Source organism: Streptomyces sp. NPDC046759 (assembly GCF_040645475.1).
Classification (GTDB): Bacteria; Actinomycetota; Actinomycetes; order Streptomycetales; family Streptomycetaceae; genus Streptomyces.
Window position 1 is genome coordinate 123,962 of record NZ_JBEYYJ010000024.1, and the last position, 26,265, is coordinate 150,226.

Annotated in this window: 25 protein-coding genes; 9 read left to right on the forward strand and 16 right to left on the reverse strand. The window is 71.4% G+C overall.

The genetic code is table 11. The annotated features are described in order from the left end of the window. The first annotated feature begins 66 nt into the window (after window positions 1–66). Window positions 67–1,119 (forward strand): alcohol dehydrogenase catalytic domain-containing protein, encoded by a 1,053-nt coding sequence (locus ABZ919_RS29015; protein WP_361253349.1) that lies wholly within the window; start codon window positions 67–69, stop codon window positions 1,117–1,119. 119 nt (window positions 1,120–1,238) lie between these two features. Here ABZ919_RS29015 and ABZ919_RS29020 read toward each other — a convergent pair whose 3' ends face one another. From ABZ919_RS29020 to ABZ919_RS29030, 3 genes are all read right to left on the reverse strand, one after another. Then, window positions 1,239–1,484, reverse strand: coding sequence for a hypothetical protein (locus tag ABZ919_RS29020; protein WP_361253351.1), 246 nt, complete (start codon window positions 1,482–1,484; stop codon window positions 1,239–1,241). Window positions 1,485–1,623: 139 nt separating this feature from the next. After that, the gene (locus ABZ919_RS29025; protein WP_361253353.1) at window positions 1,624–2,316 is read right to left on the reverse strand and encodes a TetR/AcrR family transcriptional regulator; all 693 of its coding nucleotides are present in this window, start codon (window positions 2,314–2,316) and stop codon (window positions 1,624–1,626) included. Window positions 2,317–2,369: 53 nt separating this feature from the next. Next, window positions 2,370–2,999, reverse strand: a complete 630-nt coding sequence (locus tag ABZ919_RS29030; protein ID WP_361253355.1) for an HAD family phosphatase — start codon at window positions 2,997–2,999, stop codon at window positions 2,370–2,372. A 199-nt stretch (window positions 3,000–3,198) separates the two neighbouring features. Between ABZ919_RS29030 and ABZ919_RS29035 the strand changes: the two genes are divergently transcribed. Beyond that, window positions 3,199–4,038 (forward strand): alpha/beta hydrolase, encoded by an 840-nt coding sequence (locus tag ABZ919_RS29035; RefSeq protein ID WP_361253357.1) that lies wholly within the window; start codon window positions 3,199–3,201, stop codon window positions 4,036–4,038. 41 nt (window positions 4,039–4,079) lie between these two features. After that, window positions 4,080–4,901, forward strand: coding sequence for a hypothetical protein (locus tag ABZ919_RS29040; protein WP_361253359.1), 822 nt, complete (start codon window positions 4,080–4,082; stop codon window positions 4,899–4,901). A 78-nt stretch (window positions 4,902–4,979) separates the two neighbouring features. On the opposite strand, the gene ABZ919_RS29045 is transcribed toward ABZ919_RS29040, so the two are convergent. Genes ABZ919_RS29045 through ABZ919_RS29075 form a run of 7 tightly spaced genes read right to left on the reverse strand, consistent with a single transcriptional unit; the run spans window position 4,980 to window position 14,054 of the window. Next, entirely contained in the window at window positions 4,980–5,624 is a 645-nt protein-coding gene (locus ABZ919_RS29045) for a nitroreductase family protein (RefSeq protein ID WP_361253361.1), read from the reverse strand. Continuing rightward, window positions 5,621–6,520: a hypothetical protein gene (locus ABZ919_RS29050; RefSeq protein WP_361253363.1), complete on the reverse strand. Its 900-nt coding sequence runs from the start codon at window positions 6,518–6,520 to the stop codon at window positions 5,621–5,623. The genes ABZ919_RS29045 and ABZ919_RS29050 overlap by 4 nt, the downstream gene beginning before the upstream one ends. A 49-nt stretch (window positions 6,521–6,569) precedes the next feature. Continuing rightward, window positions 6,570–7,553 carry a ScbA/BarX family gamma-butyrolactone biosynthesis protein gene (locus ABZ919_RS29055; RefSeq protein WP_361253365.1) on the reverse strand — a complete coding sequence of 328 codons (984 nt, stop codon included), beginning with the start codon at window positions 7,551–7,553 and terminating at the stop codon, window positions 6,570–6,572. A 10-nt stretch (window positions 7,554–7,563) separates the two neighbouring features. Further along, complete coding sequence (locus ABZ919_RS29060) at window positions 7,564–8,508, reverse strand: nucleoside-diphosphate kinase (protein ID WP_361253367.1); 945 nt, start codon at window positions 8,506–8,508, stop codon at window positions 7,564–7,566. Continuing rightward, the gene (locus ABZ919_RS29065; protein WP_361253369.1) at window positions 8,505–9,596 is read right to left on the reverse strand and encodes an SDR family oxidoreductase; all 1,092 of its coding nucleotides are present in this window, start codon (window positions 9,594–9,596) and stop codon (window positions 8,505–8,507) included. The genes ABZ919_RS29060 and ABZ919_RS29065 overlap by 4 nt, the downstream gene beginning before the upstream one ends. 55 nt (window positions 9,597–9,651) lie before the next feature. After that, the gene (locus tag ABZ919_RS29070) at window positions 9,652–11,304 is read right to left on the reverse strand and encodes a nucleotidyltransferase domain-containing protein (protein WP_361253371.1); all 1,653 of its coding nucleotides are present in this window, start codon (window positions 11,302–11,304) and stop codon (window positions 9,652–9,654) included. Next, window positions 11,301–14,054: a phosphoenolpyruvate synthase gene (locus tag ABZ919_RS29075; RefSeq protein ID WP_361253373.1), complete on the reverse strand. Its 2,754-nt coding sequence runs from the start codon at window positions 14,052–14,054 to the stop codon at window positions 11,301–11,303. The genes ABZ919_RS29070 and ABZ919_RS29075 overlap by 4 nt, the downstream gene beginning before the upstream one ends. Before the next feature lie 208 nt (window positions 14,055–14,262). Here ABZ919_RS29075 and ABZ919_RS29080 point away from each other — a divergent pair, with 208 nt between their 5' ends. After that, window positions 14,263–14,592: an SUKH-4 family immunity protein gene (locus ABZ919_RS29080; protein WP_361253375.1), complete on the forward strand. Its 330-nt coding sequence runs from the start codon at window positions 14,263–14,265 to the stop codon at window positions 14,590–14,592. A 23-nt stretch (window positions 14,593–14,615) separates the two neighbouring features. Here ABZ919_RS29080 and ABZ919_RS29085 read toward each other — a convergent pair whose 3' ends face one another. Continuing rightward, window positions 14,616–14,900 carry a transposase gene (locus tag ABZ919_RS29085; RefSeq protein ID WP_361253377.1) on the reverse strand — a complete coding sequence of 95 codons (285 nt, stop codon included), beginning with the start codon at window positions 14,898–14,900 and terminating at the stop codon, window positions 14,616–14,618. Window positions 14,901–15,212: 312 nt separating this feature from the next. Continuing rightward, the gene (locus tag ABZ919_RS29090; RefSeq protein ID WP_361253379.1) at window positions 15,213–16,154 is read right to left on the reverse strand and encodes a serine hydrolase; all 942 of its coding nucleotides are present in this window, start codon (window positions 16,152–16,154) and stop codon (window positions 15,213–15,215) included. A gap of 175 nt (window positions 16,155–16,329) precedes the next feature. Between ABZ919_RS29090 and ABZ919_RS29095 the strand changes: the two genes are divergently transcribed. Continuing rightward, window positions 16,330–16,893, forward strand: coding sequence for a dihydrofolate reductase family protein (locus ABZ919_RS29095; protein ID WP_361253381.1), 564 nt, complete (start codon window positions 16,330–16,332; stop codon window positions 16,891–16,893). A 59-nt stretch (window positions 16,894–16,952) separates the two neighbouring features. On the opposite strand, the gene ABZ919_RS29100 is transcribed toward ABZ919_RS29095, so the two are convergent. Beyond that, window positions 16,953–17,117, reverse strand: a complete 165-nt coding sequence (locus ABZ919_RS29100) for a hypothetical protein (protein WP_361253383.1) — start codon at window positions 17,115–17,117, stop codon at window positions 16,953–16,955. Between the two features lie 358 nt (window positions 17,118–17,475). On the opposite strand from ABZ919_RS29100, the gene ABZ919_RS29105 reads away from it, so the two are divergent. Continuing rightward, on the forward strand, window positions 17,476–18,516 hold the full coding sequence (locus ABZ919_RS29105) for an AraC family transcriptional regulator (protein WP_361253385.1): 1,041 nt from the start codon (window positions 17,476–17,478) through the stop codon (window positions 18,514–18,516). Between the two features lie 868 nt (window positions 18,517–19,384). Continuing rightward, window positions 19,385–20,209 carry a maleylpyruvate isomerase family mycothiol-dependent enzyme gene (locus tag ABZ919_RS29110; RefSeq protein WP_361253387.1) on the forward strand — a complete coding sequence of 275 codons (825 nt, stop codon included), beginning with the start codon at window positions 19,385–19,387 and terminating at the stop codon, window positions 20,207–20,209. Window positions 20,210–20,620: 411 nt separating this feature from the next. Here ABZ919_RS29110 and ABZ919_RS29115 read toward each other — a convergent pair whose 3' ends face one another. Beyond that, window positions 20,621–21,010 carry a VOC family protein gene (locus ABZ919_RS29115; RefSeq protein WP_361253389.1) on the reverse strand — a complete coding sequence of 130 codons (390 nt, stop codon included), beginning with the start codon at window positions 21,008–21,010 and terminating at the stop codon, window positions 20,621–20,623. A gap of 196 nt (window positions 21,011–21,206) precedes the next feature. On the opposite strand from ABZ919_RS29115, the gene ABZ919_RS29120 reads away from it, so the two are divergent. Next, window positions 21,207–22,118, forward strand: coding sequence for an NAD-dependent protein deacetylase (locus tag ABZ919_RS29120; RefSeq protein ID WP_361253391.1), 912 nt, complete (start codon window positions 21,207–21,209; stop codon window positions 22,116–22,118). Window positions 22,119–22,395: 277 nt separating this feature from the next. Here the strand turns inward: ABZ919_RS29120 and ABZ919_RS29125 are convergent, their stop codons facing one another. Both ABZ919_RS29125 and ABZ919_RS29130 read right to left on the reverse strand, forming a co-directional pair. After that, on the reverse strand, window positions 22,396–23,811 hold the full coding sequence (locus ABZ919_RS29125) for an MFS transporter (RefSeq protein ID WP_361253393.1): 1,416 nt from the start codon (window positions 23,809–23,811) through the stop codon (window positions 22,396–22,398). Between the two features lie 291 nt (window positions 23,812–24,102). Then, window positions 24,103–25,113, reverse strand: coding sequence for an NAD-dependent epimerase/dehydratase family protein (locus tag ABZ919_RS29130; RefSeq protein WP_361253395.1), 1,011 nt, complete (start codon window positions 25,111–25,113; stop codon window positions 24,103–24,105). Window positions 25,114–25,239: 126 nt separating this feature from the next. Here ABZ919_RS29130 and ABZ919_RS29135 point away from each other — a divergent pair, with 126 nt between their 5' ends. Beyond that, window positions 25,240–25,947: a TetR/AcrR family transcriptional regulator gene (locus ABZ919_RS29135; RefSeq protein ID WP_361253397.1), complete on the forward strand. Its 708-nt coding sequence runs from the start codon at window positions 25,240–25,242 to the stop codon at window positions 25,945–25,947. The last annotated feature ends 318 nt before the right edge of the window (window positions 25,948–26,265 follow it).

Genomic DNA, 26,265 nt, shown 5'->3' on the forward strand with positions numbered 1-26,265 from the left:
GCCGAAGTAATACACGTGCATTAATGACTGATGAAGGCGCCTTGGCGCGCTGCGGGAGTCAATCCAGTGAAGGCACTGACCTACCACGGCCCCCACGACATCCGCTTCGAGGATGTCCCCGACCCGGCCGTCACCAGCCCCACCGACGCGGTCATCCAGGTCACCACGGCCGGCATCTGCGGCAGCGACCTGCACATCTACGGCGGCCACGGGTTCACCTCCGAGACCGGTTACACCCCGGGACACGAATGTGTCGGCGTGGTCGTCGACACCGGCGACCGGGTCGCTCGCTTCAAGCCGGGCGACCGCGTCCTGGTTCCCGCCTCGGTCGGCTGCACGCAGTGCGGAACCTGCGCGAAGGGACTCACCGCCAGGTGCGAGCGGGCCCATGCGCCGACGGATCTCTGTTACGGAGTGAGCCCGCACCTTCCGGGAAGCCAAGCCCAGTTCGTGGGCGTGCCCCATGCCGATGTCAACCTGGTGCACTTGCCCGAAGGCATCTCGGACGAGGCGGCCGTCGTCCTGACGGACAACGCCCCCACGGCCTGGTACGGCTGCCGCCGGGCCCGCATTCAGCCCGGCGAGACGGTGCTTGTCATCGGCCTGGGCCCGGTCGGCCTCATGGCCGCGCAGGCGGCCTTCGTGATGGGTGCAGCCCGTGTGCTGGGGGTGGACCTGGTCGCGGAGCGCCGGGCCTTCGCCGAAACCCTGGGCGTCGAGTCCGTCGGGGGCGAGGACGCGCGAGCCGCCGTACGGGAGATGACGGCAGGGCGCGGACCGGACGCCGTGGTGGAGGCCGTGGGCTCGGACGCCACCATCGGGCTGGCCCTCAAGGCCGTCCGGCAGGCAGGACGGGTCAGCGTCGTCGGCGTCAGCCAGAGCAAGGCCTTTCCCTTCCACATGGAACTGGCCCAGATCAAGGAGCTGGAGTTCGCCATCGGGCTCTGCTCGATCCACTACGAACTCCCGGCTCTGATCCCCCTCGCGCAGGCCGGCCGGATCACGCCGGAGGCCGTGGTCTCCCACCACTTCGCCCTTTCCGACGGCCCCGCGGCATACGAACTGTTCAGCAACCGCACCGCCGGTGTCCGCAAGATCCTTCTCGACCCCTCCCGTTGACCCACCGCCGTCCGCTGATCCCCGCCCGGCGAACCGCATCCTCCCTGAAACGTGCGCGGGGCGGCAGGGGCCTCAGGACGGCCCGGGACGGTCAGCCGAGCGTGCCCGTCAGCAACGGTTCAGTTCACACACGTTCGTGCCCTCACGGGTCTTCGCCCAGGCCCGTGCGGCACCGGCAGGCTCCGCAGGAAGTCGGCGCGACGACGGGCGCTGAACAGGGCGGAGGCGGTCTCCACCGGCAGGCGGAGCGCCCGGCGGGCGGCGCGCAGCCCCTCGCCGAGCGGCACGCCCCGGGCGCCCCGGTCCCAGGCCACGTCGGCTTCGCCGAAATCCTCCGGCGCGGACACCGTCCCCTCTCGCACCACCGCGACCAGGGCATCGTCGGGGACACCCGATCGAGACGCCCCACCCATGGCTGGGGGCCAACGGTTCACGTCCGGCGTCGGCTTCGACGACGTCCGCAGTGACCGAGGCCCGCGGACCACGCCGTGTCGAGCCGCCGGATCAGCGGTGGCCGGGGAACCGCAGGGCGTTCGCCCAGAGCCGGGTGACCGTGGACACGAGCTCCTCGAAGTCCACCACAGAGCCCTGCTCCTGCCGCTCGCCGAGCACGAAGGCGTGGTAGGCCATGACGCTGACCATGCCCGACAGCGCACGGGAGGCCAGCATCGGATCGACCTCGCGGTCGGCGACACCCCGCGCCTGCAGGTCGGCGATGCCACGGGCGTTTCGGCGGATGAAGGCGTCAGCGCGTCGGCTCCGGAATTCACGGAACTCCGGCTCCACTTGGGCGACCTGCTCGAGCAGTGCCATCAGTCGGGCGTTCCGCTTGTACGCCTCGAGATACGCGCGGTTGCCCGCCTCGAGAACCGCATAGGGATCGTCGGTGTCCCGCACCCGGCCGATGCCGGGGTGCAGCATGTCCTCCTGCGCCTCCAGCAGGACGGCGGCAAGGACCTCTTCCTTGTTGGCGAAGTAGGTGTAGAAGGATCCCGCCGCGCACTGAGCCTCTTTGGTGATGTCGGTCAGGCGGGTGTCGAGGTAACCATCGCGTTCGAACACCTTGCGCGCGGCCTTCATCAGGGCGCCCCGCGTCCGCGCGCCTCGCGTCGTCGTGGGCGGCTCGCGAAGGTGCGACGGGGGCGCCATGGGAGGCGCCTCCTCGCCGGGGCCCTCCTGGGGCGACGTGCTGTCCATCCCGGAAACTGTACTGGGATCCGGCACCGGGGCCAGAAGCCCGGCGTACGGGGTCAGGCGGTGATCCCGAAGCGCTCGGCGAGTTGGCGGCGGGTGTCGGCGGCACCGGTGTGCAGCACGCCCGCTATGCCGATCCTGGCCGCTCCGTCGAGGTTCTGCTGCAGGTCGTCGATCATGACTGCTTCCTCGGGATCGATACCGAGGCGTTCACAGGCGATCGCGTAGATGCGCCGGGAGGGCTTGCGCATCCCGACCTCGGCGGAGATGACGGCCACATCGGCGACGGCGGCGAGGTCGACGCCGTCGTAGGTCCCGGTACCGAACGAGTTGGACACCAGCGCAACCGGACGGCCGGCGGCCCGGAGATCGCCGAGCAGCGCGAGCATGTTCTCGTCGATCGACAGTCCCGCCTGCATCCGCGCCATGAGACCCTCGGCCGTTACGTCGGCGCCGTGGACACGGAGGCGTTCGGCGAATCCCCGCTCGAAGGCTTCTGCGTCGATACGGCCGCACTCATGATCGGCCAGGAGCGTGCGTGACGGCTGGTCCCTGGCGAGGAGATCCAGTGGCAGACGCGGATCGCCGCCGAGCGATGCGCCGAAGTCCGTGAAAGCCCGCAGCACAGACGAAGTGATGACCCCGCCGAAGTCGACCAGGACCGCTGTTCGGGCCTTTTCCGCCATGTTCGACACGGTATGCATACCTCTCTCCCGCGGTCGTCCCCATGACCTGGCTGGTATGCCGGGTGCAGGCGACACGAACTCGTCGTTATAGTTGAATCCGACGTCATGTTCAACTACGGCGCCACGCGCGGGTTCGCGTCCTTGACAGTCCGGCCTTCCCCCTGAAGGCTACCGACCAGTCGGTATGAAGGGGCGCAGGGTGAGCGAGCTGAGCATCTCCACCGCCACGGGTGTGTTCGACGCGATCGTGTCGGGTCCGCCCACGGGCCGCCCGGTGCTGCTGCTGCACGGCTTCCCGCAGACAGGGCTGGTGTGGCAACGGCAGATCGGGGCGCTGGCAGCGCGCGGCTACCGGGTGGTGGCGCCGAACCAGCGTGGATACTCCCCGGGCGCCCGCCCCCAGCGGCCCGAGGACTACCGCATGGACCTCCTCGTCGACGACGTGGTCGCGATCACCCGGGAACTGGGCTGGGCGGCGTTCGACCTGGTCGGCCACGACTGGGGAGGCGCGGTGGCCTGGTGGACAGCTCATGCCCACCCCGGCCGCGTACGCACCCTGGCCGTCGTCTCGACCCCTCATCCCGGCGCTCTGGCCACCACTCTGCGCACCGACCAGGATCAGCGCGAACGCTCCCACTACATGATCGACTGGCGCGAGACACCCGCGACCGAACAGCGCATGCTCGCCCACGCTGCCCGGGAGCTCCGCGAGTTGTACGCCGGGAAGGTCCCCCCGGACAGTGCCGAGGCCTACGTCCGGCACCTGTCCCAGCCCGGCGCGCTCACCGCGGCGCTCAACTGGTACCGGGCCGGGCGCCCCGACGGCACGATCGGCGTCGTCGACGCGCCCACGCTGTACGTCTGGAGCACACAGGACAGCGCGTTCGGCCCGGCGGCTGCACAGGAGACCCGACGGTGGGTCAGGGGGCCGTACCGGTTCGAGACCCTTCAGGGCGTCAGCCACTGGGTCCCCGAGGAGGCACCCGAGGCACTGAGCCGCCTGCTGCTCGAACACCTGCGAGCGCACGGCGAGTACTGAGCCGCAGAACGTCCCGTTCGTCGATTCCGAAGAGGTGACCCGTGAAGACAGCGCGCGCGGCCTGGCGCCGCCTCGAGCCCGTACACGCCATGATCTACTTCGTCCCCGAGGGAAGGCGACGCTACGCCGACCTCGGACTGAGCGGACGCGCCGGGTACTTCGCCTCCCGGAGCGCCGCTTTCGGCAGAGCGTCCGCCGAACTGATCGTCTCGACTTTCTACAACTTCAACCCGGCTTTCGTACGGCGGGCGGTCGACGGGGCGTGGGACACGGCGACGCCGCAGCAGGTGCTGGACGCGCGGTACGCGGCCGCGGGCGAGGCGCTGCGGCGGGCGGGAATCCACGAGCTGCCCGCCTTGGACGAGGTGCTGGCCCTCACCCGTCGGGCCGCCGAAGCGGCCTGCGAACACATGCAGGGCCGCCCGCTGTTCGCCGCCCATGCCGCACTCCCGTGGCCGGAGGACCCGGTACTGCAGCTCTGGCACGCCCAGACGCTGCTGCGGGAGTTCCGTGGGGACGGCCATGTCGCGTGCCTGCTGAGCGAGGACGTCGGCGGCCTGGAGGCCCTGATCCTGCATGCCGCCTCCGGCGAGATTCCGGCCGACTTCCTCAAGGCGAGCCGCGCGTGGCCCGATGAGGAGTGGGCCGAGACCGAGGAACACCTGCGCAAACGCGGTCTCCTCGACGGAGACTCGCTCAGCGCGCAGGGCGTACTCCTGCGCCGGCACATCGAGGACCGCACCGACCGCCTGGCCCTTCCCGCCTACGCCGCCCTGGGCGACGACGGCTGCGAGCGTCTCGCGGAACTCGCGAGCCCCTTCGGTCACGCCGTCGTCGAATCCGGACTCCTCAAGCTCGGCTGACCGAGTCCACCGTCCGTCTGACGAACGATCGGCGTCGTCGGGTGCGCAACCTGCTGCCGTAAACCAGCCGTTCACCGGTCAAGCGCCCTGCCAGCCGTTGTGGTGCAGAACCTGCTCCAGGGGCAGCCGCGGGCCCGGGCGGAACGTGCCGCGCACGGGGTACGCCGTCGGCAGCAGGGCGCCCTGGCGGACGGTGGGCGGCAGACCCAGCAGGTCGGCGACCTCCTGCTCACGGTCCAGATGGACCGCTGTCCAGGCGGTGACCAGACCGCGGCTGCGGGCCGCGAGCGCATAACTCCAGGCTGCCGGCAGCAACGACGCCCACAGACCGGCCTGGTTGCCCTCCGGCAGCCGCCCGTCGCCCACTTCGAGGCACGGGAGGACCAGGACGGGCACCCGGTGCAGCCGGTCGGCCAGTGACCGGGCGGCGGTGAGCACGGAGCGCGTGGCCTCGGGCAGCTCCGCCGGATTCTCGAGCACGGCGGCGTTGCGGTCGTGGAAGGCGGCCCGGTACACCTCGGCGACGTCGGCGCGGATCCGCGGGTCGGTGAGCAGGATCCAGCGCCAGTTCTGCCGGTTGTTGCCGTTGGGTGCCTGCAGGGCGATGCGCAGGCAGTCCTTGACCAGTTCCGTGTCCACCACGCGGTCCAGGTCCAGGCCCCGCCGCACGGTCCGCGTGGTGGTCAGCAACTCCGTGCACGTCAGCGCAGGTTCGTCCGTCATGGCCGCAGCGCCGCCCTGGCGACCAGCGCGAGGTACGTGGCCACGACGAATCCCATCGCGGTCGGCATCGGCCAGCCGCCACGGCGGACGGCCAGGAACCGCCAGGTCCCCCATGCGGGCAGAGCCGCCGCCAGGCAGGGCGACAGCCCGAGCGGTCCGGCCGGTGCGAACAGCAGCACCTGGCAGCCGACCGCACCGGCCGCGAAGCCTGCGGTGACAACCGCGCTGCGACGGGCGCCGAGGTCCGCCGAGTACAGGCGGGCACCGGGCCGCGCCTCCCAAGCCGTCTTCCGGGCGAACTCGAAGTGCAGGAAGACGCAGGCGCACAGGGCGAGCAGCGCCGTGCCGCGCCAGTCGGCGATGACGGTCCCGGCGGCGACGAGCGACCCGTACACGTAGATGCCGAGCAGCACCTGAACCGGGTAGGTGACCGCCAGTTCGAGCAGCTGCCGGTCGCGTACCGCGGGTGACAGCCGTTCCAGCGCGGCGAGCAGCAGCCCGTACCCGAGCGCCGCGAGCAACAGCAGGGCGGCCGTGGGCGAGAGAGCGGCGTTCAGGGCCGTCCCCACGACGGTGATCGCCGCCATGGCACCGCGCAGTTCGGCCATGGTGATCGCGCCGGTGACGAGCGGCCGGTCCGGGTGGTGCACACGGTCGTAGGCGAGGTCCTTCTGCTCGTCCAGCATCCGCAGGAACAGCAGCGCCAGCACGACACTCACGGCCCGCAGCCAGGTGGCGGCGGACGGCCGCCAGGCCGCGCCGGTGAGGGCGACCGCCGAGCTCTCCAGGGCGAGCGCCCACAGCAGTCCGTAGGTGACGTAGATGTGCGGCGGGAACATGCGCAGCACGAAGCGGCCCAGCCGGGCGGGTGCCTGAGGAAGGGTGACGACGGTCACTCCGGAGACTCTCCTGTTCGGGTGTGTGCCGGGGTGAGTGCGGTCGGGGTCATGCGGCTCCGTGGGCCGCCGAGGTCTCGAGAGCACCTGTCAGGGCGTCCGGGTCCGGGTCGGCGAGCCTGATCCGGGCCTCGGCGGCCAGGGCGCCCGGCTGGTGGAGGGTGCACTCGAGGTCGGCGCCGGGCAGGACCGGAGCGGTCCGGCAGTGAAGCGGAAGGTCCATCTCGGCGAAGCAGCGGAACCGTGCGGCCAGGCCGACGGGCAGCGCGGCGGGTGTGCGGACGGTGCCGACGGAGACGGCAGCGGTGAGGGCGAGCTGGCGGAAGGCCTCCAGCTCCAGCATGCCCGGGACGTGGTCGACCCAGTGGTCGTACAGGGTCGGGTGTGCGGTGTCGACGACCAGCCCTGCTGTGCGCCTCCCGTCGCCGGCGGTGCGCGGTGGGGAGATGACCGTGTTGGCCGGGTCGCGCCGGCCGACGAGGGCGGGGTCGACACGGGAACCGGGCAGGGCTACGGGCACATCGGGCAGGCCCAGCGCACCTCTCTGTCCGGCCCGCAGACGCATCCAGTCCCCGGGCGGCATCCAGGAGTAGGCGATGCGGGCCAGCAGGGCTTCCTGGGTGCCGATGGCCACGGTGAAGCGCAGCCGCAGGCCCGTCACCACGCCCCCGGTGCGGAACCGGTGCTCGACCCGGGTGGTGATCACGGCCTCGGTGGCATGGTCGCCGCAGATCAGGGCCGCCTGGTCCGGCACCTCGAACTCGACTGTCCGGAGCAGGAACTTGAGTTCCGGCGGGACGCCCAGACAGCGATGGGCCACCACGAAGATGCCCTGTCGGCACGCTTCCAGGAGCAGCAGCGGATCGTGGTGGGTGCGCGGGCCGAGGGTGTCGTGGTAGAAGGCGTGGCGGCGGGGCAGCTGCGCGGCCAGCAGCACCTCGTCCTCGCAGCGGCGCTCCGCGTCGGTCAGGAAGACCTCGGCGACCGCGGAGCGGTGCACCAGGTCCTTGGGGAGTGTCCGGCTGAACTGCATGGGCCGCTCCTCAGGTCCGGTTGGCGCGGATGGCGTCCAGGTGGCGGCGCCAGGTGCCGGCATCGGCCCCGTCGAGCACAGGGGCGCGGCCGGGCACGCGCATGGGGAGCACCTTGGAGCCGACGACGACGGTGTCCCATGGGTCGAGGTCGATCCCCTCCTCCCACGCGGTCTCCAGCAACGTGCGCGGGGTGGCCGTCGGGTCGGTGCCGGTGTGCCGGGAGACGGCGTCGCGCAGCCGTTCGACGGCGGGTTCGAAGTCCAGGTCCCGAGGCTTGGCGGCCGCGTACAGCCGGCCGGTCAGCTCCAGGGCGTCCACGGTGCGGTTCTCGCCGGCGAGAGCGGAGCGGAAGAGGCGGCCGCGCGCGGTGTCGTCGAAGTGGACGGCCAGCTCCCGCAGGACGTCGGCGGGTTCGTCGGGCGTGTGCACGAGGTTCAGCAGATAGCTGTGGCGGCCGAGGAGATGGCGCAGCTGGCCGGGCCGCCGGGCGTCGGGATCCGTGGGCCCCTTGAGCCGGGTGAGTTCGACCGACGCGGGGATGCCCAGGTCGTGAGCGTGGCGGACGAGCAGCACGAGGGCGTCGGCGTCCTCGAGGAACAGGGCGGCGAGCCTCCTGCGGTAGGGGGTGGCCAGGTTCCACTGGAAGTACCAGAGGGAGCGGATCATGGTGCGGGTCAGCCGGGTGACCGCCGCCCCGACGATCCTGAACTCCCGCCCGGCCAGCCAGTCCACCGCCGCCTCGAGCCTGCGGGCCACCACGGCGTCCGGCTTGAGCAGCAGCGTGGCGTGCCGGTGGGCGAAGCCGGTGACGTCGTCGGTGAGCGCGGCGAGTTGTTCGTAGGCCTCCTGGTAGTAGGTGTCCGCGCCGTACAGCCGCCGTTTCGCGGGGTGGCACGCCAGCCGCGGGGAGACGGGTATGCCGTGCGGGGGGTCGGCGGGGTGGTCGGGGGTCATCGGTGTGTGCTCCCGTCGGGTAGGGCGGTGGCCGGCTCCCGGCGCGGCGCCGGGCCCAGGTAGCCGGTCGTGAGGCAGTGGTCGAGGAGACGGCGCAGGTACGGCCGTGCACCCGTGGGTGCAGGGCGGCCCCTGAAAGCGGCCGCGCGGGCGTCGTCGAAGTGGACGCGCCGCCGGAAGTACGTGTCGTACAGGGAGATGACACGGTCGTAGTAGAGGCGCTCGCGGCCGGTCAGGGCCTCGGCTGAGAACGCGGACGGCGGGACGAACCGCGGGACGTGGAGGCACGGGTACTCGGCCAGGACGTCGGAGAAGTCCCGCAGGGTCAGCTCGTGCCCGACGGCGTGCAGGGTTCGGCCCCGGGCCTCCTCGAAGCGGAGGGCGGCCTCGGTGACCAGGTCGGCGACGCGGTCGACCGGAGCCAGGTCGAGGACGCTGTCGTAGTGGCCGGGCACGGTACGCACCAAGCCCCTGGTGAGGACCCGGAGTACGGGGTAGACGGTCTTGAATTCGCGGACGCGGCCGGTGCGGGTGGCGCCGGTGACGATGCTCGGGCGCACCACGGTCGTCGGCAGGCCGTCCGCCGCGGCCTTGCGGACCATGGTCTCGGCGGCGAGTTTGCTCCTCTCGTAGCCGTTGCCCGGCCGTTGGCCGACGTCGAGTTCGTCCTCCCGGGCGGTGCCGTCGCGTTCCCCGCACACATAGGCGGTGCTGACGTGCACGAGCGGGGTGGGACCGGCCAGAGCGAGATCCAGGACGTGCCGGGTGCCGGCCACGTTGATGCGGTCGTAGGGTTCGTCCGGCAGTCCGAAGTCGGTGACGGCGGCGCAGTGCACGATCCGGTCGGCCGTGGCGGCGAGCCGCCGTTCCTCCTGGTTCAGCCCGAGGCCCGGGAGGGTGACGTCACCGGTGACCGGGATCAACGTCCCCGGGACGGGGGCGAGTTCGCTGCCGTCGTTGCGGACGATGTCGGGCGTGCGGTGCAGCAGTGCCAGCACGGTGTGGCCGGCGGCGGTGAGCCGGGCGGTCACCTCCGCGCCCACGAAGCCGCCGGCGCCGGTCACGAGCACCGTCATCGGGTCGGGCATCGGTGGATCCTCCGGGCGGTGGGTCGGTGGGAGTTTTCGCGTGGGCCTGGTGCCGTCACCGGGCCTGGTGGGCCTGGGTGCCGTCGGCGGCCAGCAGGTCGCGGGCTTCCTCGATGGGCAGTTGAGCGTCGAGGTGGGCGCCCATGCGCAGCCAGTCGTGGCCGAGTTGCAAGGTGGCCCGCCAGCTCTGCGCGGAGTCGAAGGAGAGCGGGAAGGTGTGGGCGCCCACCGCGCCGCGGACCTGGGCGATGAAGTTACGCAGCCGCTTCAGGAGGGCATCGCCGTCCTCGGTCGGCTCGGCAGCGCGCCGCAGCAGTTCCCCGGCGTGGGCCGCGATCGGGCCGGTGCCGGACGGCAGCAGGTCGAGGCGACGCACGAGGTCGGAGTCGGCGGGCAGCGGATGCACCCCGTGGGCGCTGAGCAGTCCGCGCAGTGCGGCGTGCACGGCGCGCCGCGCGGTGAGTTCGGCGACCCTCCACTGGCCGCGACGCAGGGCGCCGGTCAGATCCTCGACGGCGTTCTCTGCGACCACGTTGGACCACACCAGGGACATGGCGGCGGCGGCGAACCGGTCGGCGGGCAACGGCATCAGGTCGACGGCGCGGGGGCCGGTGACAGCGGCGCCGTGCACCGACAGCAACGGCTGCGCCGCGGAGGGCGGCGGGGTGACGGGACCGGGCGGGGCGGCGAGCGGCAGCGACGGGGTGACGGTGCCGGCCCCCTTCCAGGCGAGGCGGATCAGCCCGTAGCGCAGGAAGACGGCCAGCAGCGCTCCGGCGTCGGCGACGCCGGTGTCCGCGGCGGCGTCCAGCACGCGGGGCAGCGGCCGGCGCAGGACGAGGGAACGCCACACGGCACCTGCGTCGTCGCCCAGGGCGAACAGCTCCCGCCGTGCGCGGATGACATGCACCCGTTCGCCGGTCTGCCAGGTGGTCACCCCGGCCACGCGTTCGAGGGTGAGCCGCTCGGGCCGCCAGGGGCCGCCGGTGAGCCCGAGATCCGTGGCGAAGGCGAGACAGGCGGTCAGGTGGGCGCGGGCGGCGTCGGCGTCGCCGGACGCGGGGGCGCCGGCCTCCAGCGCCCAGTAGCGGTCACGCACGTCCGGCCGGCCGGCCCGGTCCAGCTGCAGGGACAGCCACTTGGGTTCGAGGTAGGTCTCCCCCAGGCCGGCCGCCCAGGACTTGACGGTCTGGACGAGTCCGGCGCGGGTCCAGTCGACCGCCTCGTCGCTCTCGCCGAGGTACAGCAGAGCCATCGCATGCCGCAGGGACTGGCGGGCCCGGTGCGCCCACCAGTCCGCGGTGATCCGGCGCAACCGCTCGACGGGCAGCAACGCCTTCACCTCCGCCACCAGGGCGTGGCCGCGCAGCGGGTGGCTGTGCAGCAGCCGCTGACAGCGGTTGAGGAGGTCTTCGGAAAGCCGGCCGGGCCGCTTGGCTCGCTCCTCCACCGCCCGGAACTGGCCGGTCAGCTGGCGCACCGACCGGGTGCGGATCTCCACCCGGCGGCCGTCCAGGAACAGCAGTGACGGCATGGTCGGCAGGTCGTCCTCGGTGCGGCCGATGAGCAGGAAGTCGATGTCGGAGGACGGGTTGCCGAACCCTTCGGCTATGGAGCCTTCGAGGGTCACGGCCCACTCCTTGCCGTGGGGCAGTTCGGCGAGGGACTTGTCGAGCAGGTCCTGCAGCTGCTCCTCGGTGAGGATCACGGGCGGGTCTCCGTTCCGGGGCCGTCCTGAGTGGCGGTCGTACCGTCGTCGGCAGGGTCGGTGAGTACGGTGACCGTCCCGGCGGCACCGTCGACGCGGAGCCGGGTGCCGGTGCGGATCTCGGTGGTGAGGTTTTCTACCTGGACCACCGTGGGAATGCCCAACTCCCTTGCTACGACGGCGACATGGGTGAGTGGGCTGCCGCGCTCGATGACGAGGGCGGCGGCCGACGGCAGCGCGACGACCCAGCCCGGATCGGTGCGGTAGGTGACGAGGATGCCGCCGCCGATGTCGCGGGGGGTGTCGGTGACCACGGCGGGTCCTTCGGCGACGCCGGGGCAGCAGGGGGTGCCGTGCAGTTCTCGGGCGCCGCTGCGGACGGCCGGGCCGCCGGTCCAGCCCGCCCGGTCCAGGTTGCCCGACCAGTACGGGGCGCCACGGGTGGCGAAACGGGGCGGGGCGTGCAGGACCGTGCCGACGGCCAGTTGCCTGCGGCGCAACGCGGCCAGCTCCCGCAGCTCGGTGTGGACGATCATTCCCTCGTAGGCGCCGCCGATCTCCTCCAGGCGCAGCATGAACACGTCGTCCCAGACGTCGATGGCGCCGGCGCGCGCCAGGTCGCGGCCCAGGGCGCGCAGCATGCGCTTGGCCGCGCCGAAGGCCCGGGTGCGGCAGAACCTGAGCCGTTCCCGGTCCGCGAGGGCCGTCCGGGCCTTGTTCCGCACCCGCTCGTACAGCAGGCGGCGCGGGCCGCGCAGGTGCTCGTCGAGATAGGCGTCGGCCTCGCCGCCACGCTCCGGCGCGCCGTCTCCCCCGGTGTCCGACAACGCGTCACGCAGCAACGTGAACAGCCCTGCCGGGTTCTCGTACAGGTCGGGGACCTCCAGCTTGAGTTCGTCGGGGCTGCGGTAGCCGTAGTCGGCGACGTACGCGTCGACGGCGGCCAGGAACCGGGTGTGACCGGCCTCGCGCAGCGCCCGGTAGGAATCGGATGCGGGAGTGTGTTCCAGCAGGGACAGGACATCTTCGTCGGCGCGCGCCCGGTCGGCCAGCTCGCGCAGTGCCCGCACCGGTTCGGCGGACTCCACGGCGCCGCCGGGGGCGGCCGCGGCCCAGGTGAACCACTCAGGTGCCTCGGGCAGCCAGCTGCGCGTGAGCAGCGCCAGCAGCCCCACGGACAGCAGAATTGTGGCGTCCAGGGCCTGCATCGGACCCCATTTTTCGATGAGTTCGCGCTGCAGCCGACGGAATCGGCGGTAGGTCTCTTCGCCGGGCAGGGCGTCGTAGTCGACATTGTTGAAGATCATGTACGACCGGTGGAAATCCCGGTGGAAGGTCTCCACGGATTTCCGGATGGTCAGGAATCTCGTGGCGAAGATCACCGTGCGGGCCAGGCGTGAGAACCGGCCGTGCATTCCCGGGCGCGGTGTGAACGGATGGAGCGTGTCGGCGACCTCGTCCGGAATGCTCTCGGCGACCCCGAGCGATTTCTCCAGCACCCGGCGGTTGAGCGGGTACAGCGGGGCCAGGCGCACCATTCGGTACCAGTGGAACAGGTTGTAGTAGACCCGTCCATGGACATAGCCGAGCAGGTGCGGGGTCCACTCCCGCACCTCGCGCAGTTGCTCGCCGCGGACGCCCAGGGCGCGGGCATAGCTGTCGTACACCTTGGCGTAGGTGTCGGCGGCGAAGCTGAAGGTGAGCGGGGAGACGACGCCGTTGAAGCTCTCGATGATGTTGGAGTTGTCCCAGATCCGCAGCTCGCCCTCGGGCTCGGGCGCGGGAGGCGGGGCGGTGACCGGGCGGCTCTGCAGAATCCACAGGGTGCCGTCGGCCATGGCCCACTCGATGTCCTGGGGGGCGCCGTAGCAGGCGGTGACACGGACCCCGGCCTCGTGCAGCCGGGCCAGACGGGCGGCGGTCAGAACCGGCGCCGACCGGTGCTCGTCGGCGACGGGCCGCACCTGGCAGCCGGGTCCGGGCCCGGCCACGTAGCGTTCCCGCTTGTCGCCGATCACCGTGGTGAGCGGCTCGCCGGTGGCCGCGTCCAGGACGACGGTGTCCGCGTCGACCGCGCCTGAGACCAGTCCCTCCCCCAGCCCGTACACCGCGCTGACCACATGGCGGTCGCTGCGGCCGGTCGTCGGGTCGGCGCTGAGCAGGACCCCGCTGCACTCGGCCGGCACCATGCGCTGAACGATCACGGCGACACCGGCGGCATCGGGTGGCAGCCGGCGCTGGGCGCGGTAGCGCAGGGACCGTTCGGAGAAGCCGGAGGCCCAGCAGCGGCGGACATGGGCGGTCACCTCGTCGAGGCCGTGGATGTTGAGGAAGCTGTCGAACTGGCCGGCGAAGGAGTGCCGGGCGCCGTCCTCCTCCGCCCCGGAGGAACGGACGGCCACCGCGCCGCCGCCGGCCTGACGATAGGCCAGGGCGATGACCTCGCCGACGCGCTCGGGGAGCGGTGCGGCCTCGATCAGACGCGCGATCTCCTCGGCGACCCGTCGCGCCTCCGACTGCCAGCCGTCGGTGAGCAGTCGTACCAGCTGCTCGTCCAGTCCACTGGCACGGCAGAATTCCGCGAACACGTCCAAACCGAGAACGGACCAGGTGGGCACGTGAAAACCGGAGTTGGCCAGGGTGTGGAGGTTCTCCGCCTTTCCGCCGCCCCATGCGGCGATCAGAGAATCGTCGCTGGACGGCGTGAGGACGTGCAGAGGGCGCTGTCCGGATGTCGTGGAGCGCGACAAGTCTTTTCCCTTTCAAGGATGTTACTCATCGGTATCTGTCGACCTCGCCCGACTGTTTCACACCACGACCGGCCCAAACATCGCATGCGCCCACTGTGGACGCTTTTCGGTCGTCGTGGAGTCTTCAATATCTCGATCACCCGCCGATGTTCCGGAGGTTCCGGCAGGGCAGGAGACACGTCGGAACTCCCCGCGAAGGAGCGCCCCCATGGGTTCGAGCCGCCAACCGGGCGGATGCCGCGAGGAGACCCACGCCATCGACGTCGCCGGTGGTCACGTGGTGCAGATCCCCGATGCCGAGTCATCGACGGCCCATCACGTGAACCGCGACCCCGGCTCTTTCGGCCGATGCACCGCGGCCGTGATCGCACGCTTCCCGTTCTGTGCGGAGGGCGACGAGGAGAGGTTCGAGGAGGTGGCGGAAGAACTGCGCGAACTCGTCTCCGGCATCGACGGGACCGCTCTCGCGGACGACGGGTTCCGGGAGACCTTCCGCGACGACGTGGCGATGGGAGGCTGTGCGGACTGGGATGCGTGATCCGGACCGGTCCCCGGCGTCGGTCAGCCGTCCAGGCTCGGGCCGGCGGCAGTTACGCAGCCGTCGACGAGGTCAGGGCGGTACTGGATCTTCTTGAGCCGACGTTTCACGGCTCTGGTGATCTCGCTGAGGTCCGCAGCGGCCGGGTTGCCCAGGTCGCGCTTCACCAGCGCCCAGCTGCCCTGGGCCGGGTTGAGGTCAGGAGCGTGAGCCGGCAGTGGGAACACGGTCAGCCACGCGGCATTCGCCTCGATGAATTCCTTCGTGCCGGCGGTCAGGTGGAGGCGGACGTCGTCCCAGACCAGCACGATCGGGCCCCGAAGCTGGATCCGAGCGCGGACGACCAGGTCGCGGAAGTCCCGCCATCCGAAGCCCTACGGCTCATCCTTGCGGCCCCGATACTCGCGGATCGCATGGACGAGCCGGGTCTGCCGGCCGGCTTGAGGAGGCCATGCCCGCCATCGACACCCGCCCGGAGCCCCGGCTCCGCACCCTCACAACCGGGGTCTGCCCGAGCCGGCCCCGGATCCTGGCACGCGGCTGAGTCATCGAGTGCCCGGCCTCTCACCAAACTGCCCCCGGCCCCCTGTCGAGGTGCATGTCATCACAGCACCCGGGGGCTACCGCCGGGACAGCGCAGTCCGCTGCCTTCCTGGATGCCGACGAAGGTGCTCGACCGCCAGCCGGGCCGCTGTACCGATCACGGAATCGGCATGTGGCGTCCCGGGGCCGGATCCGGCCGGCCGGGTGAATACCGCCACCGCGAAACGAGAACCGTCCGGGTACTGCACAACGCCCGCATCGTTGCTCGCACAACCGGGGACGGTGCCCGATTTGGCTGCTACCCGCACCTCGTCGCTGAACCCGGCGGCAATCTTCCGGGTCAGCCGCTGCTGGCCGAGAATGGTCCGCACCGCCCGGCAAGCATCGCCCGGACCGGCCTCGTCCCGCCAGATCAGCCTCAGCAAGGCCGCCATCTGCCCGGCCGTTGCGCTCGTGACCCGGCCGGGCCGCAGGGACGGAGCGGAGAGTGCGCGCTCCCATATGCGATGGGCGTCCGCCGGCGAACCCGCTTGCTGCATGGCGCGTCCCATCTCCGTCCATCCCGCGAACCCGGCATCGCGGCCAATGGCGTCGAACTCCTGCCGGATCGTGCCCACCAAGCGGATCCGGTCCAGGCCCAAGCCGGCCAAGCGGGCATGGATGCGCGACAACGACACCCGGCGGATCAACAGGTCGGTTGCGGTGTTGTCACTGATGGTGAGCATCATCCGGGCAATGTCCCGCAGGGAGACCTCGGCCTCGTCCTCGAAGATGCAGAATCCCTGACCGCCCGGCGTGGCCTGCGCCGGCGCGAGCCGAACGCGCTCGGCCAGATCCAAGCTGCCCTCGGCAGCCTGGCAGAACAGCTCCAACGCCACCACGATCTTGAACGTGGACGCGGCCACCACCAACTCGGTATCTCCGAAGGCCACCCGACCCTGACCGTCGATGTCCAGGACAGCCACACTGCCCTCGCACCCGGCCTCGGCGAACACCTGCTCCAACCTGTCCTCGATCATGCAGCCACGATGACCCGTCCCCCGCACACCCCGAGGACGATTCGCCAACGGCGAACCTCGTTCACCCAACGAGACAACCTCGTGAGGTGACTCGGCCCAGGATCGCGCGAGCCGCGATGAGTCCTGAGGCGCCCGGCGGTCGTACTGTCGAACCCGTCACCGAGGAGGGCTTCTTATGCGTAGCGTGACCTATTCGATGAGTGTCTCACTCGACGGCTACATCGTCGGGCCGGAAGGCGACTTCGACTGGACGGCGCCCGACGCGGAGGTGTTCCGCTTCTGGATCGACGAGATCCGAGAGGTCGGCGTCCACCTGCTGGGACGACGGCTGTACGAGACGATGCTGTACTGGGAGACCGCCGACCAGGATCCCTCACTCGACGACCCCATGCTCGAGTGGGCCGCACTCTGGAAGCCGCTGCCAAAGGTGGTGTTCTCCACCACGCTGTCGGCGGTGCAGGGCCATGCCCGCCTGGCTTCCGGCGGTCTGGCGGAGGAGATCGAGCGGTTGCGAGCCGAGCCCGGCGAGGGCGACATCGCGATCGGCGGCGCGACCCTCGCCGCCGAGGCGGCCGCATCGGGTCTGATCGACGAATACCGGGCCATGGTCCACCCGGTGCTGGTCGGCGGCGGCATTCCGTTCTTCCCCCGGCACGAGCGCCGGGTGGATCTCGAACTCGTCGAGACCCGCACCTTCAGCTCGAGAGTCGTCTACCTCCGCCACCGCGTGGCACGCTAGGCGTGGCCGCATGGGTCACCGACGTAAAGCAGTCGTACGGCGCCTGGGCTCGATGCGCATCAGGTGGTGAGGCACGACCCGTGAACCTTGACGCTGTCGGTCCGGATGCAGGAGGTGCCGGCAGTGTACTTGCCGCCGCGGTCGAAGACCTGGATCACCGATGGCTCATCCGCCTGCCCCCACGAAGCGAACGCCTCGGCGATGTATTGGGACTGTTCTTCCAAGGCCTGGGTCTTGTCGACGGCGTCATCTGCTTCGTAGTCGACGGTCGGGTAGTCGGACGCAACCTCGATCGCCGGATATGCCTTGCGGGAGTACCCCCCCCCACTTCTTCAGGTGCTTGACCACCTCCTTCTGCTCGCTGGTCCCGTGCTCGGCCACGAACCGCTTGAACTGCGCCAGGGTGCCGGGGGTGTCGGTGATCTCCGCGAGCGACATGGTCACCTTCTTCGGCTTCGGCCGGACGGGCCTCGGTGAGCCGGACGCTCCCGGCATGAGAAGTCGCATCACCGGGCTGCGCCCAGGGCATCGCATGCCTCCACGCCCGGCGGGCCCTGCCTGACCCTGTGGTTGACTACTGTCGTGCTGCCTGAATGCGTCTTCACCACCCAGGAGCTGCCTGCGAGCGACCGTTTCGAGGCGTGGACGGAACAACTGGGTCGCACTCACGCGCCGATGCATCTGAGCAGCGAGCGCGCCGCCGACTACCTGGGGCACCAGCGGGTGATCGGGCTGGGCGAGGTGACGGTGTGGCCTGCGACGTTCGACCATCTGGTGTTCCGCCGGACGCCGAAGCTGGTACGCCAGTCCGACCCTGAAGTGTTCCACCTGTCCCTGCTCCGGCGCGGTGACGGCGCGGCGAGCTGGGGCACGCAGCAGGTGGGGTACCGGATCGACGACTTTCACGTGAACTGCTCGTCCCGGTCCTACGAGATATCCACCGGGCCGGACCCGGTCACCATCATCGGAGTCGAGATCCCTCGGACGGCGGTGGATCTGACGGCCGGCCGGGCGTACGGGGTGGTTGGACGGCGGATATCCGGTCGCTCGGGCATGGGTGCGTTGCTAGCGCGGCTGCTCGTGCAGCTGACCTCGGACACCTCCTCCTACCGGCCGGCCGACACCGAGCGGCTGGGCAGGGTTGTCACCGATCTCGTCACCGCCGTCTTCGCCCACGCCCTGGACGCGGATCCGCACCTGCCGCCCGAGACGCACGCCCGCACCCTGGTCCTGCGCATCAAGTCGTTCGTCGGGCGGCATCTGGGCGATCCGGATCTGACCCCCGACAAGATCGCCGCGGCCCACCACATCTCACGCAGCTACCTCTACCGCCTCTTCCAGGACGAGGGGTTGACCGTGGCCTCGTACATCCGCGACCAGCGGCTGGCCCGCGCCCGCCGGGACCTCACCGACCCCGGTCTCGGCAAACTCCCCGTCCACGCCGTAGCCGCGCGTTGGGGCTACCCCCGCCCCGGCGACTTCACCCGAGCCTTCCGCACCGCCCACGGCATCACACCGAGCGAGCTGCGACACCAGGTGCTGAGCCGAACATCCGTGGACGCCACGCACATCGACGTGGACGCTGTGCGAACGACATCGCCCGAGCCACACGCGCATCATTGATCCCGGCCGCTCAACAGGCCGCCTGCTCGAGGCATGCCAGGGCTACGGGGGTGCTCTGCTTCGCCCACAGCACGACGGCTCGCCGGCGCCGGCGGCGTCTCCCCACTCGACGGACACGCCGTCGGCGCAGCCGTCCCTTGGCGACGGCAGTCAGTTAGACCTTCGGCGGAAGGGGCCGCACTGCGGGTCCTGCCCGTACTCGACCATCTCCTCCACCTCGCCGGAACCCCGGTCGGCCGGACACGCGGGCGCCGGCGAGGGCCGACACCACGAACGGCACGGTTTGGCAGGGCACGTTGGTGTCGTCGGTGCCACAGGTCAGGAGCGTACGTGTGCCGGGCGCGGAAGTCCGTGATGGCCCCGGCCACGCCCCGGTTCTTCAACCAGGCTTCGTACGGAGTGAGTTGCCCCGCAGCGACCGCCCGCTGCAGTGCCGCTGCCAGTCGCAGACGGACCAGGTCGAGCAGCCGCAGGTCCTGCGGGGCGATCAGCCGCGAGCCCTGCGGGCTTCGGCTGTACGGCACGGTCGACGAGCAGGGCTTGCAGGCCGCCCTCGCTGTGTGACGAGGGCGTGGATCTTCTGACGATGGCAGAGACCCGCTCACCCGGCGGCGTCGCACATGCGCCGTCCCCCAAGGTCGGCGCACCTGCCGTCGCCTCCGGGCGGCTTGTCCGCGTCCGGCGCCGAACGCAGCCGGGACGAGTTCCTGCAGATGGTCGGCATGGTCCACGACCGACAGGGCGGCCGCCGAGCGCCAGGATCGAAGCGGGGGCACAGGGGGACTTGCCGCGCGCCTCCGGGTCTGGTTGGGTACGAGCGCCGCGGGCGCGTCGGGCGTGCCGGTCGGGTGGGAGTGGGGCAGGCAACGTGCACACGACGGTACGGCAGGACGGCTCGGCGTCCTTGCCCGATGGGCTGGGACAGGCGATCCGGGACACTGCCGAGGAGATCGCCACGCTGGTGCGCAGCGCGAGTGACACGGCACTCGCCGTGCCGGGATCGCAGTGGACCGTCGGCGAGGCCGCGGCCCACCTGGCCCTGGCCAACGAACTGATGGCCGACCTGGCAGCCGGACGGGAGCGTCCCTACGGCGACGGAACGCCCCAGAGCCTCGCCCGGGCCAACGCGCAGTCCCTCGACGTCTTCAGCGAGCGCCGGGCGGAGCCTCTCGCGACGATGATCGAGGAGCAGGCCGAGGCGTTCCTGGACGCCGTGTCGCGCCCGGCGGCCGTCAGCACGGCACCAGCCACGCCCCTGGGCGTGATGGACCGGTCGGTTCTCGCGTCGTACCTGCTCACGCACATGCTCGGCCATGGATACGACCTTGCTCGCGCCCTGAAACGCCCGCACATGGTCGACCGCGCACGGGCGGGCCTGTGCATGCCGTTCATGCTCTCGGTCATGCCGCGCGTCGCGGACCCGGCAGCCACGGCCGGGCTCACGGCCCGTTACCGGATCCGGCTGCGCGGAGGAGAGGCGTTCGGCGTGCGGCTGGCGGACGGCGCCGTCCAGGTGACACCGGCGGCGGCACAGCGCGCGGACTGCACGATCCTGCTCGACCCCGTCGCCTTCCTGCTCATCGCGCTGGGCCGGCTCAATCCCTGGCGTGCCATCGCCCAGGGGCAGGTCCTCGCCTGGGGCCCGCGGCCGTGGCTGGCCCCCCGCTTCCCCACCCTGTTCACCGCCCCCTGAACCGGCCGGCGGGCGGCCGCGCGGGGGCATCGGGCACCGGGCCGCAACCCTCGAACGCCCTCCCCGTGCGATGGGCGTAACAGGGATGCCGGTGCACGACGAGCGGACCGCGGTCTGCGCAGCAGCCGTGCGAACGCTCCCAGGGGGGAACAGCGCCGAGCAGTGCGGCAGCACAGCGCAGAACGCGCTGCCGACCGACGTCGTGCAAGGGGCCGGCCGATCCCCCGCGGTGTCGTTCCAGCACCGCGCGGCCCTTGCACCAGCAGCTGCGAGGCGGTCGCCTGTGGCCCCTCGTCACGCACCGGGCGCGGGGCAACGGCCAGACCCGGGAACCCGCCGCGGCGGCGCTCGGCCCAGCGGCCCGCGGTGCCGTCCGCCTCTCTCAGTCGATCCTGGTGAAAGGGGTGCCGGTCAGCCGAGGTAGTCCGCGCGTCCCTCGTCGTCGAGCTCGAAGGGCCCTTCAGGGATGATGCAGAACTCATTGCCCTCGGGGTCCGTCATCACCAGGAATCCCCCGTCGGCGTACTGGTGCAGCCTGCGCCCGCCGAGCGCCTCGACCCGCTGCTGCTCGGCGGCGGGGTCGGGTGAGGTGATGTCGAAGTGCATGCGGTTCTTGCCCGTCTTGGGCTCGGCGGTCTGCTGGAAGCCCAGGCCCAGCCCGCCCTCCCGTCGCAGCCACACGTAGGGTCCCGTACGGCCCACGACCGGCCTGCCGAGCACTTCGGACCAGAACGCGGCGAGCCGCTCGGGATCGGTGGCATCGATGATGAGGGCATTGATCTGCATGGGTGAGTACGCCATACCGCCGATCCTCGCAGGACGGAGCATCGCTCAGCGGCGGTGTCGTGTCCGTGGCCACGGCGATCTGCCGGCCGAGCGGGGCGGCACCGGCCGACACGTGGTCGGCGCCTCAGCACCCGCCCGATCGGCAACTGCCGCCTGACGGACTGACCGGTGCGATCAGCTGAAGGCGATCTGCCTTCCGTACCCTGGCGGCATGCGCATGCGCCCCACCTTGACCTGGACGGCTGCCGAGGACCTGCCGCCGGGCACCATGGATCTCGAGCCGGTCGCCGATGCCCTGAGCGCCGGCGGTGTGCTGGTGCTCAGCGGGGCGGGCATCTCCACGGAGTCGGGCATTCCCGACTACCGGGGCGAGGGCGGGAGTCTGAGCCGGCACACGCCGATGACCTACCAGGAGTTCACCGCCGGCGCCCAGGCCCGGCGTCGGTACTGGGCGCGCAGCCATCTGGGGTGGCGTACCTTCGGCCGCGCCCGCCCCAATGCGGGGCACCGGGCCGTGGCCGCGTTCGGCCGGCACGGCCTGCTGTCGGGCGTGATCACGCAGAACGTGGACGGCCTGCACCAGGCCGCCGGCAGTGACGAGGTCGTGGAACTCCACGGAAGCCTGGAGAGGGTCGTCTGTCTTTCCTGCGGGGCCTACAGCCCGCGCCGTGAACTGGCCCGGCGGCTTGAGGAGGCCAATGCGGGCTTCGAGCCGGTGGCGGCCGGAATCAACCCGGACGGTGACGCCGACCTCACGGACGAACAGGTGGCGGACTTCCGTGTGGTGCCCTGCGCGGTCTGCGGCGGCATCCTCAAACCGGACGTGGTGTTCTTCGGCGAAGCCGTACCGCCGTCGCGGGTCGGGCACTGCCGCACGCTGGTCGGTGAGGCGACGTCGCTGCTGGTCCTGGGATCCTCGCTGACGGTGATGTCCGGGCTCCGGTTCGTCCGCCAGGCAGCCCAGGCCGGTAAGCCGGTGTTGATCGTCAACCGGGATCCGACCCGGGGCGACCGGTACGCCGTCACCCGGGTCGCGCTTGCCCTGGGAACAGCGCTGACCACCGTGGCCGGCCGGCTGGACATCCCCGTGCGCGGCGAGGCGGCGGCCCGGTCGGAGCCGTGACGGTGCCCGGTCACCGCCGGGGGTGCCGTGCCGGCGGTTCGGCGGCGGTGCAGGACCGTGACTTCAGGTGTCGTCGCCGGGTGGTCGGTGCGGCGGTGTCCGGCCGGGCGTGGGGCCGCAGCGCCTGCGTGGCCGCCTGGGGTTTGCGCCGTTCCCGCGCCGGCGGCTGTCCTCTTCGGCTGGGCCGCCTCGGTGAGGGCTCGGGCTTGGGGGCTTGAGGTCGAGGCCCTGGACCGCGCGGGCCCGCCGTGCAACGCCGTGTCCGGTTGGAGTACCGCTATCCGCCGCGGGGCGTGGCCGGCACGCACAGCCAGGCGAGGAGTGCCGCGGTCAGGTAGGCGAGCGCACCCGCGGTCATGCTGGTGCGCAGCCCGGCGGTGTAGTGGGCGGCTGTGGCCAGCAGGCTGCCCCCGAGCGCCACGCCGGTGGCGCTGCCGATCTGGCGGGCGGTGTTGAACAGGGCCGAGGCGGCGCCTGAGTACGACGCGGGGGCGGCGCCCATCACCGTCGCGGTGGAACCGGTCAGGGCGAAGGACGTGCCGAATCCGGCGGCCATCATCGGGGCCACCAACAGCGGGTAGGCGGGATCGGCGCCTGCCGCGGCCCAGCCGGCGAGGCCCAGGGCGGCCAGGAGCATGCCGGCGACGACCAGGGAGCGATCACCGGTACGGCGGGACAGCCGCCCGGACAGGACGGAGGCGAACATGGTCACCGCCACCGCCGGGAACAGCGCCAGCCCCGCGGCGAGGGCACTGAAGCCGCGCTCGTGCTGGAACTGAAGGCTCGCGGTGAACACCATGCCGTAGAAGCCGAAGTTGAACAGCAGCCCGATGACGGCTCCCCCGCTCATCGCCCGTGAACGCAGCAGGCGAAGAGGCAGAACCGGCGACCGGGCCAGCCGCTCGCGTACCACGAAGGCGACGGCGGAGACGGCCGCCAGACCCAGCCCGGCGAGGACGGCCGGATCCGTCCAGCCGCGCCGTCCGGCCTCGTTGAGCGCCGCGGTCAGCAGCGCCACCGTCGCCACGACCGCGCACTGCGCCGGCCAGTCCAGGGGCCTGGCGGTGTGCCGGGGGGACGGTGTCACATGCCGCAAGGTCAGCAGCAGGCAGACCGCGCCGACCGGAAGGTTGATGAGGAAGACCCAGCGCCATCCCACCGTGGACACGAGCAGCCCGCCCAGCAGCGGCCCCGCCGACGCGGCGATACCCGCCATCGATCCCCAGAGCCCGAAGGCGCGCGAGCGTTCGGCCGGCACCGGGTAGGCCTGCTGGAGCAGGGCCAGGGAACCGGGCACGATCAGCGCCGCGCCGAACCCCTCCAGCAGCCGGGCAGCGACCAGGACAGGCGCGTCGGGTGCGACGGCGCACGCGGCCGAGGACACGGTGAACACGGCCGTACCCCAGCAGAAGACCCGCCGGTTGCCCAGCCGGTCGCCCAGTGCGCCGCCGGTCAGCAGAAAGCCGGCGAAGACCAGGGTGTAGCCGTCGGTGATCCATTGGATGCCGGTGAGCGAGGTCGCCAGATCGCGGCCGATGACGGGCACGGCCACGTTGATGATCGTCACGTCCAGGATGACCATGAAATACCCGGCGCACACGGCCAGGAGCGGTACCCAGGAATGCCGCTCGGGCCGGGGGGCCGGCGTGGGGGCAGGCAGCGGTCCGCCGCCGTCCGGCTCGGCGAACGCCACGGTCTTCACCCCATCCCGCACGACGGACCTACACGATTCGAACGTCACAGTAAGGGGCGTGTGCCTCGTATCCCGGGAACCTGGGTGCGTCGGCACCCCGCCCCTCCTGTTCACCACTGCGGCCGGACGGGGCCAGTCGGGGCCGGACCGGACCAGTGGGGCCGGACGGGGCCGTGGTCGACGCCGTCCGGGGCTGGGTGCGTCGGCGGCGTCGCTGTCGTCCTGGTGATGGCGGCAGGTACGGAGTGCCGACAGGGACGGAGTGCCGGATCGGGCGCCGGCGGGCGGCGGTCAGCGGCCGGCCGACCGGCTGCGGTACCAGGCCAGCGTGGCATCCACCGCATCCTCCAGAGAGGTGGGAGTGAGGCCGAAGGCGCGCTCACAGGCGGAGGAGTCCATGATCTGGCCTTCCGTGTGCTGGTAGAACATCTCGGCGTACTCGGCCATGAACTGCTCGTCGAAGGGGCCGAAGGGGCGCGGCTCTTCGAGGACCACGACGTTCAGCGGCCGGCCCACGCGCTTCTCGATCATGGTGTATATCTCGCGCGTGCTGACCGCCGGCGCCGTGGGCAGGTGCCACACCCGGCCGTCGCCCTCGGGGCGCTCGCCCAGTGTCGCCAGGCCGGCGGCGACGTCCCCGATGTAGGTGTAGCTGTGGGGCAGGTCCAGATCGCCCAGGCCGAGCACTTCCGAGCCGGTCAGCGCGCCGGGGAAGACGGCGGCGCCGAGGGAGGAGTTGAGGACGCCGGGACCGACGAAGTCGGCGGAACGGCCCAGAACGGTCCGGGCCCGGCCCACACGGTGCGCGTCCAGGTACAGCCGGTCGAGCTCGGCCCGCATCCGGCCCTTCCGGGTGGTGGCCTTCCACGGAGTGTCCTCCGTCATCACCGCCCCGCCCGTCTCTCCGTACGGGTAGAGGGTGTCGAGCACGACCAGGCGTGCGCCCGTGTCCGCCACGGCTGCGAGGACGGCTCGCTGGATACGGGGCATCACCTCGACCTGCAGGTGATAGCCGACGTTGACGCAGTGGTAGACGACGGCGGCTGCGGCTACGGCCTGCCGCGCGCCGTCCGCGGTGCTGACGTCGGCGGCGTACCGCTCGACGCCGTCGATGGGGTCACCTGAGGCGGAGCGGTCCACGAGGCGTACGGCGTGGCCACGGCGGACCAGCTCGCGGGCGAGGGCGGTTCCGGCGGGACCGGATCCGAGGACCGCGTGGAGATCGCGAGGGGCGCCGGCGGTGCCGGGGGCGGTGGAGACGGTGGTGGCGGTGTCGGCGGTGGAGGCGGTGACAGCAGGCATGACGGCTCCTTTGGTTATCCAAACTCTGGATAGTTAGAGACCGTAACGCTAGTTAGTGGTTATAGCAACAGCGGCTGGTCGGGCCAGGCGTTAAGGTGTGTCACGGAACCACGGAAGGAGTCGCTCATGGCCGCCGCTTCGCTCAGCCCGAGGGCCCGCTATCGGGAGCAGACACGCGCGGAGATCAAGGAGATCGCGCTCAGACAGCTCGCCGAGGGCGGTACCGCGGCCGTGGCGCTGACCCGGATCGCCAAGGAGGTCGGTCTCTCCGGCCCCGCCCTGTACCGCTACTTCGACAGCCGTGACGCCCTGCTGACCGATCTCATCCGCGACGCCTACACAGATCTCGCGGCCGCGGTCGCAGCAGCGGCGGGCACGCTGCCCGCGGGCTGCGCGCGGCGGACGCGCCTGCACACTCTCGCCACGGCCGTACGCACGTGGGCCGTCGCACACCCCCATCGCTATCTGCTGATCGAAGGCGCTCCAGTGCCGGGCTACACGGCCCCGCCCGACACGCTGGACAGCGCACGGGCTGTGCTGGGGCCGTTCCTGGCCTGCTTCGAAGGGGCATGGCCCGCCTCCGCCGTGCGGCCGCTGGCAGACCAGATGACGGCATGGGCCCGCAGGGATTCCGCGGTCGCCGAATGGGCCGGCGAACACGTCGGCGTCGACAGCCAGGGAACAGCCCTGGCCGGAGCCGTGCTCGTCTGGACCCAGCTCCACGGCGCCGTGAGCCTGGAAGTCTCCGGGCAGTTCCAAGGTATGGGCCACGACGCGGGCACGCTGCTCACGTCACAGATGGACTCGCTCGCGGACACTTTCGCCCTGGACTGACCGGCCTCCTTCGGCCCGGACCCGGCGGCGCGTCCTCCAGCGAGACTCGTTGCTGCCACCCGATCAGACTGCGCCACAGCTCCGATCGGCCGGTCCGCCGGACGGTCCAGGCTGCGCATCACCATCGGGCCCCTTGACGGGTCGACACCCGCACCAGTGCGGCCAGCCACCCCCCGATCCCTGGGTGCTTGCCCAGGGACCCGCTCAGTAGGCGGAGTTGACGTTGTCGATGGAACCGTAGCGGTGGGCGGCGTAGTTGGCGGCGGCGGTGATGTTGGCGACCGGGTCGGTGACGCTGCTCGCGGTGCCGGAGACGTG

Bases quoted from the DNA above. Each gene is read 5' to 3' on its own strand.
- ABZ919_RS29025 (WP_361253353.1), bottom strand. From the start codon at position 2,316: ATGGACAGCACGTCGCCCCAGGAGGGCCCCGGCGAGGAGGCGCCTCCC.
- ABZ919_RS29030 (WP_361253355.1), bottom strand. From the start codon at position 2,999: ATGGCGGAAAAGGCCCGAACAGCGGTCCTGGTCGACTTCGGCGGGGTC.
- ABZ919_RS29045 (WP_361253361.1), bottom strand. From the start codon at position 5,624: ATGACGGACGAACCTGCGCTGACGTGCACGGAGTTGCTGACCACCACG.
- ABZ919_RS29055 (WP_361253365.1), bottom strand. From the start codon at position 7,553: ATGCAGTTCAGCCGGACACTCCCCAAGGACCTGGTGCACCGCTCCGCG.
- ABZ919_RS29060 (WP_361253367.1), bottom strand. From the start codon at position 8,508: ATGACCCCCGACCACCCCGCCGACCCCCCGCACGGCATACCCGTCTCC.
- ABZ919_RS29065 (WP_361253369.1), bottom strand. From the start codon at position 9,596: ATGCCCGACCCGATGACGGTGCTCGTGACCGGCGCCGGCGGCTTCGTG.
- ABZ919_RS29080 (WP_361253375.1), top strand. From the start codon at position 14,263: ATGGGTTCGAGCCGCCAACCGGGCGGATGCCGCGAGGAGACCCACGCC.
- ABZ919_RS29090 (WP_361253379.1), bottom strand. From the start codon at position 16,154: ATGATCGAGGACAGGTTGGAGCAGGTGTTCGCCGAGGCCGGGTGCGAG.
- ABZ919_RS29095 (WP_361253381.1), top strand. From the start codon at position 16,330: ATGCGTAGCGTGACCTATTCGATGAGTGTCTCACTCGACGGCTACATC.
- ABZ919_RS29115 (WP_361253389.1), bottom strand. From the start codon at position 21,010: ATGGCGTACTCACCCATGCAGATCAATGCCCTCATCATCGATGCCACC.
- ABZ919_RS29120 (WP_361253391.1), top strand. From the start codon at position 21,207: ATGCGCATGCGCCCCACCTTGACCTGGACGGCTGCCGAGGACCTGCCG.
- ABZ919_RS29130 (WP_361253395.1), bottom strand. From the start codon at position 25,113: ATGCCTGCTGTCACCGCCTCCACCGCCGACACCGCCACCACCGTCTCC.
- ABZ919_RS29135 (WP_361253397.1), top strand. From the start codon at position 25,240: ATGGCCGCCGCTTCGCTCAGCCCGAGGGCCCGCTATCGGGAGCAGACA.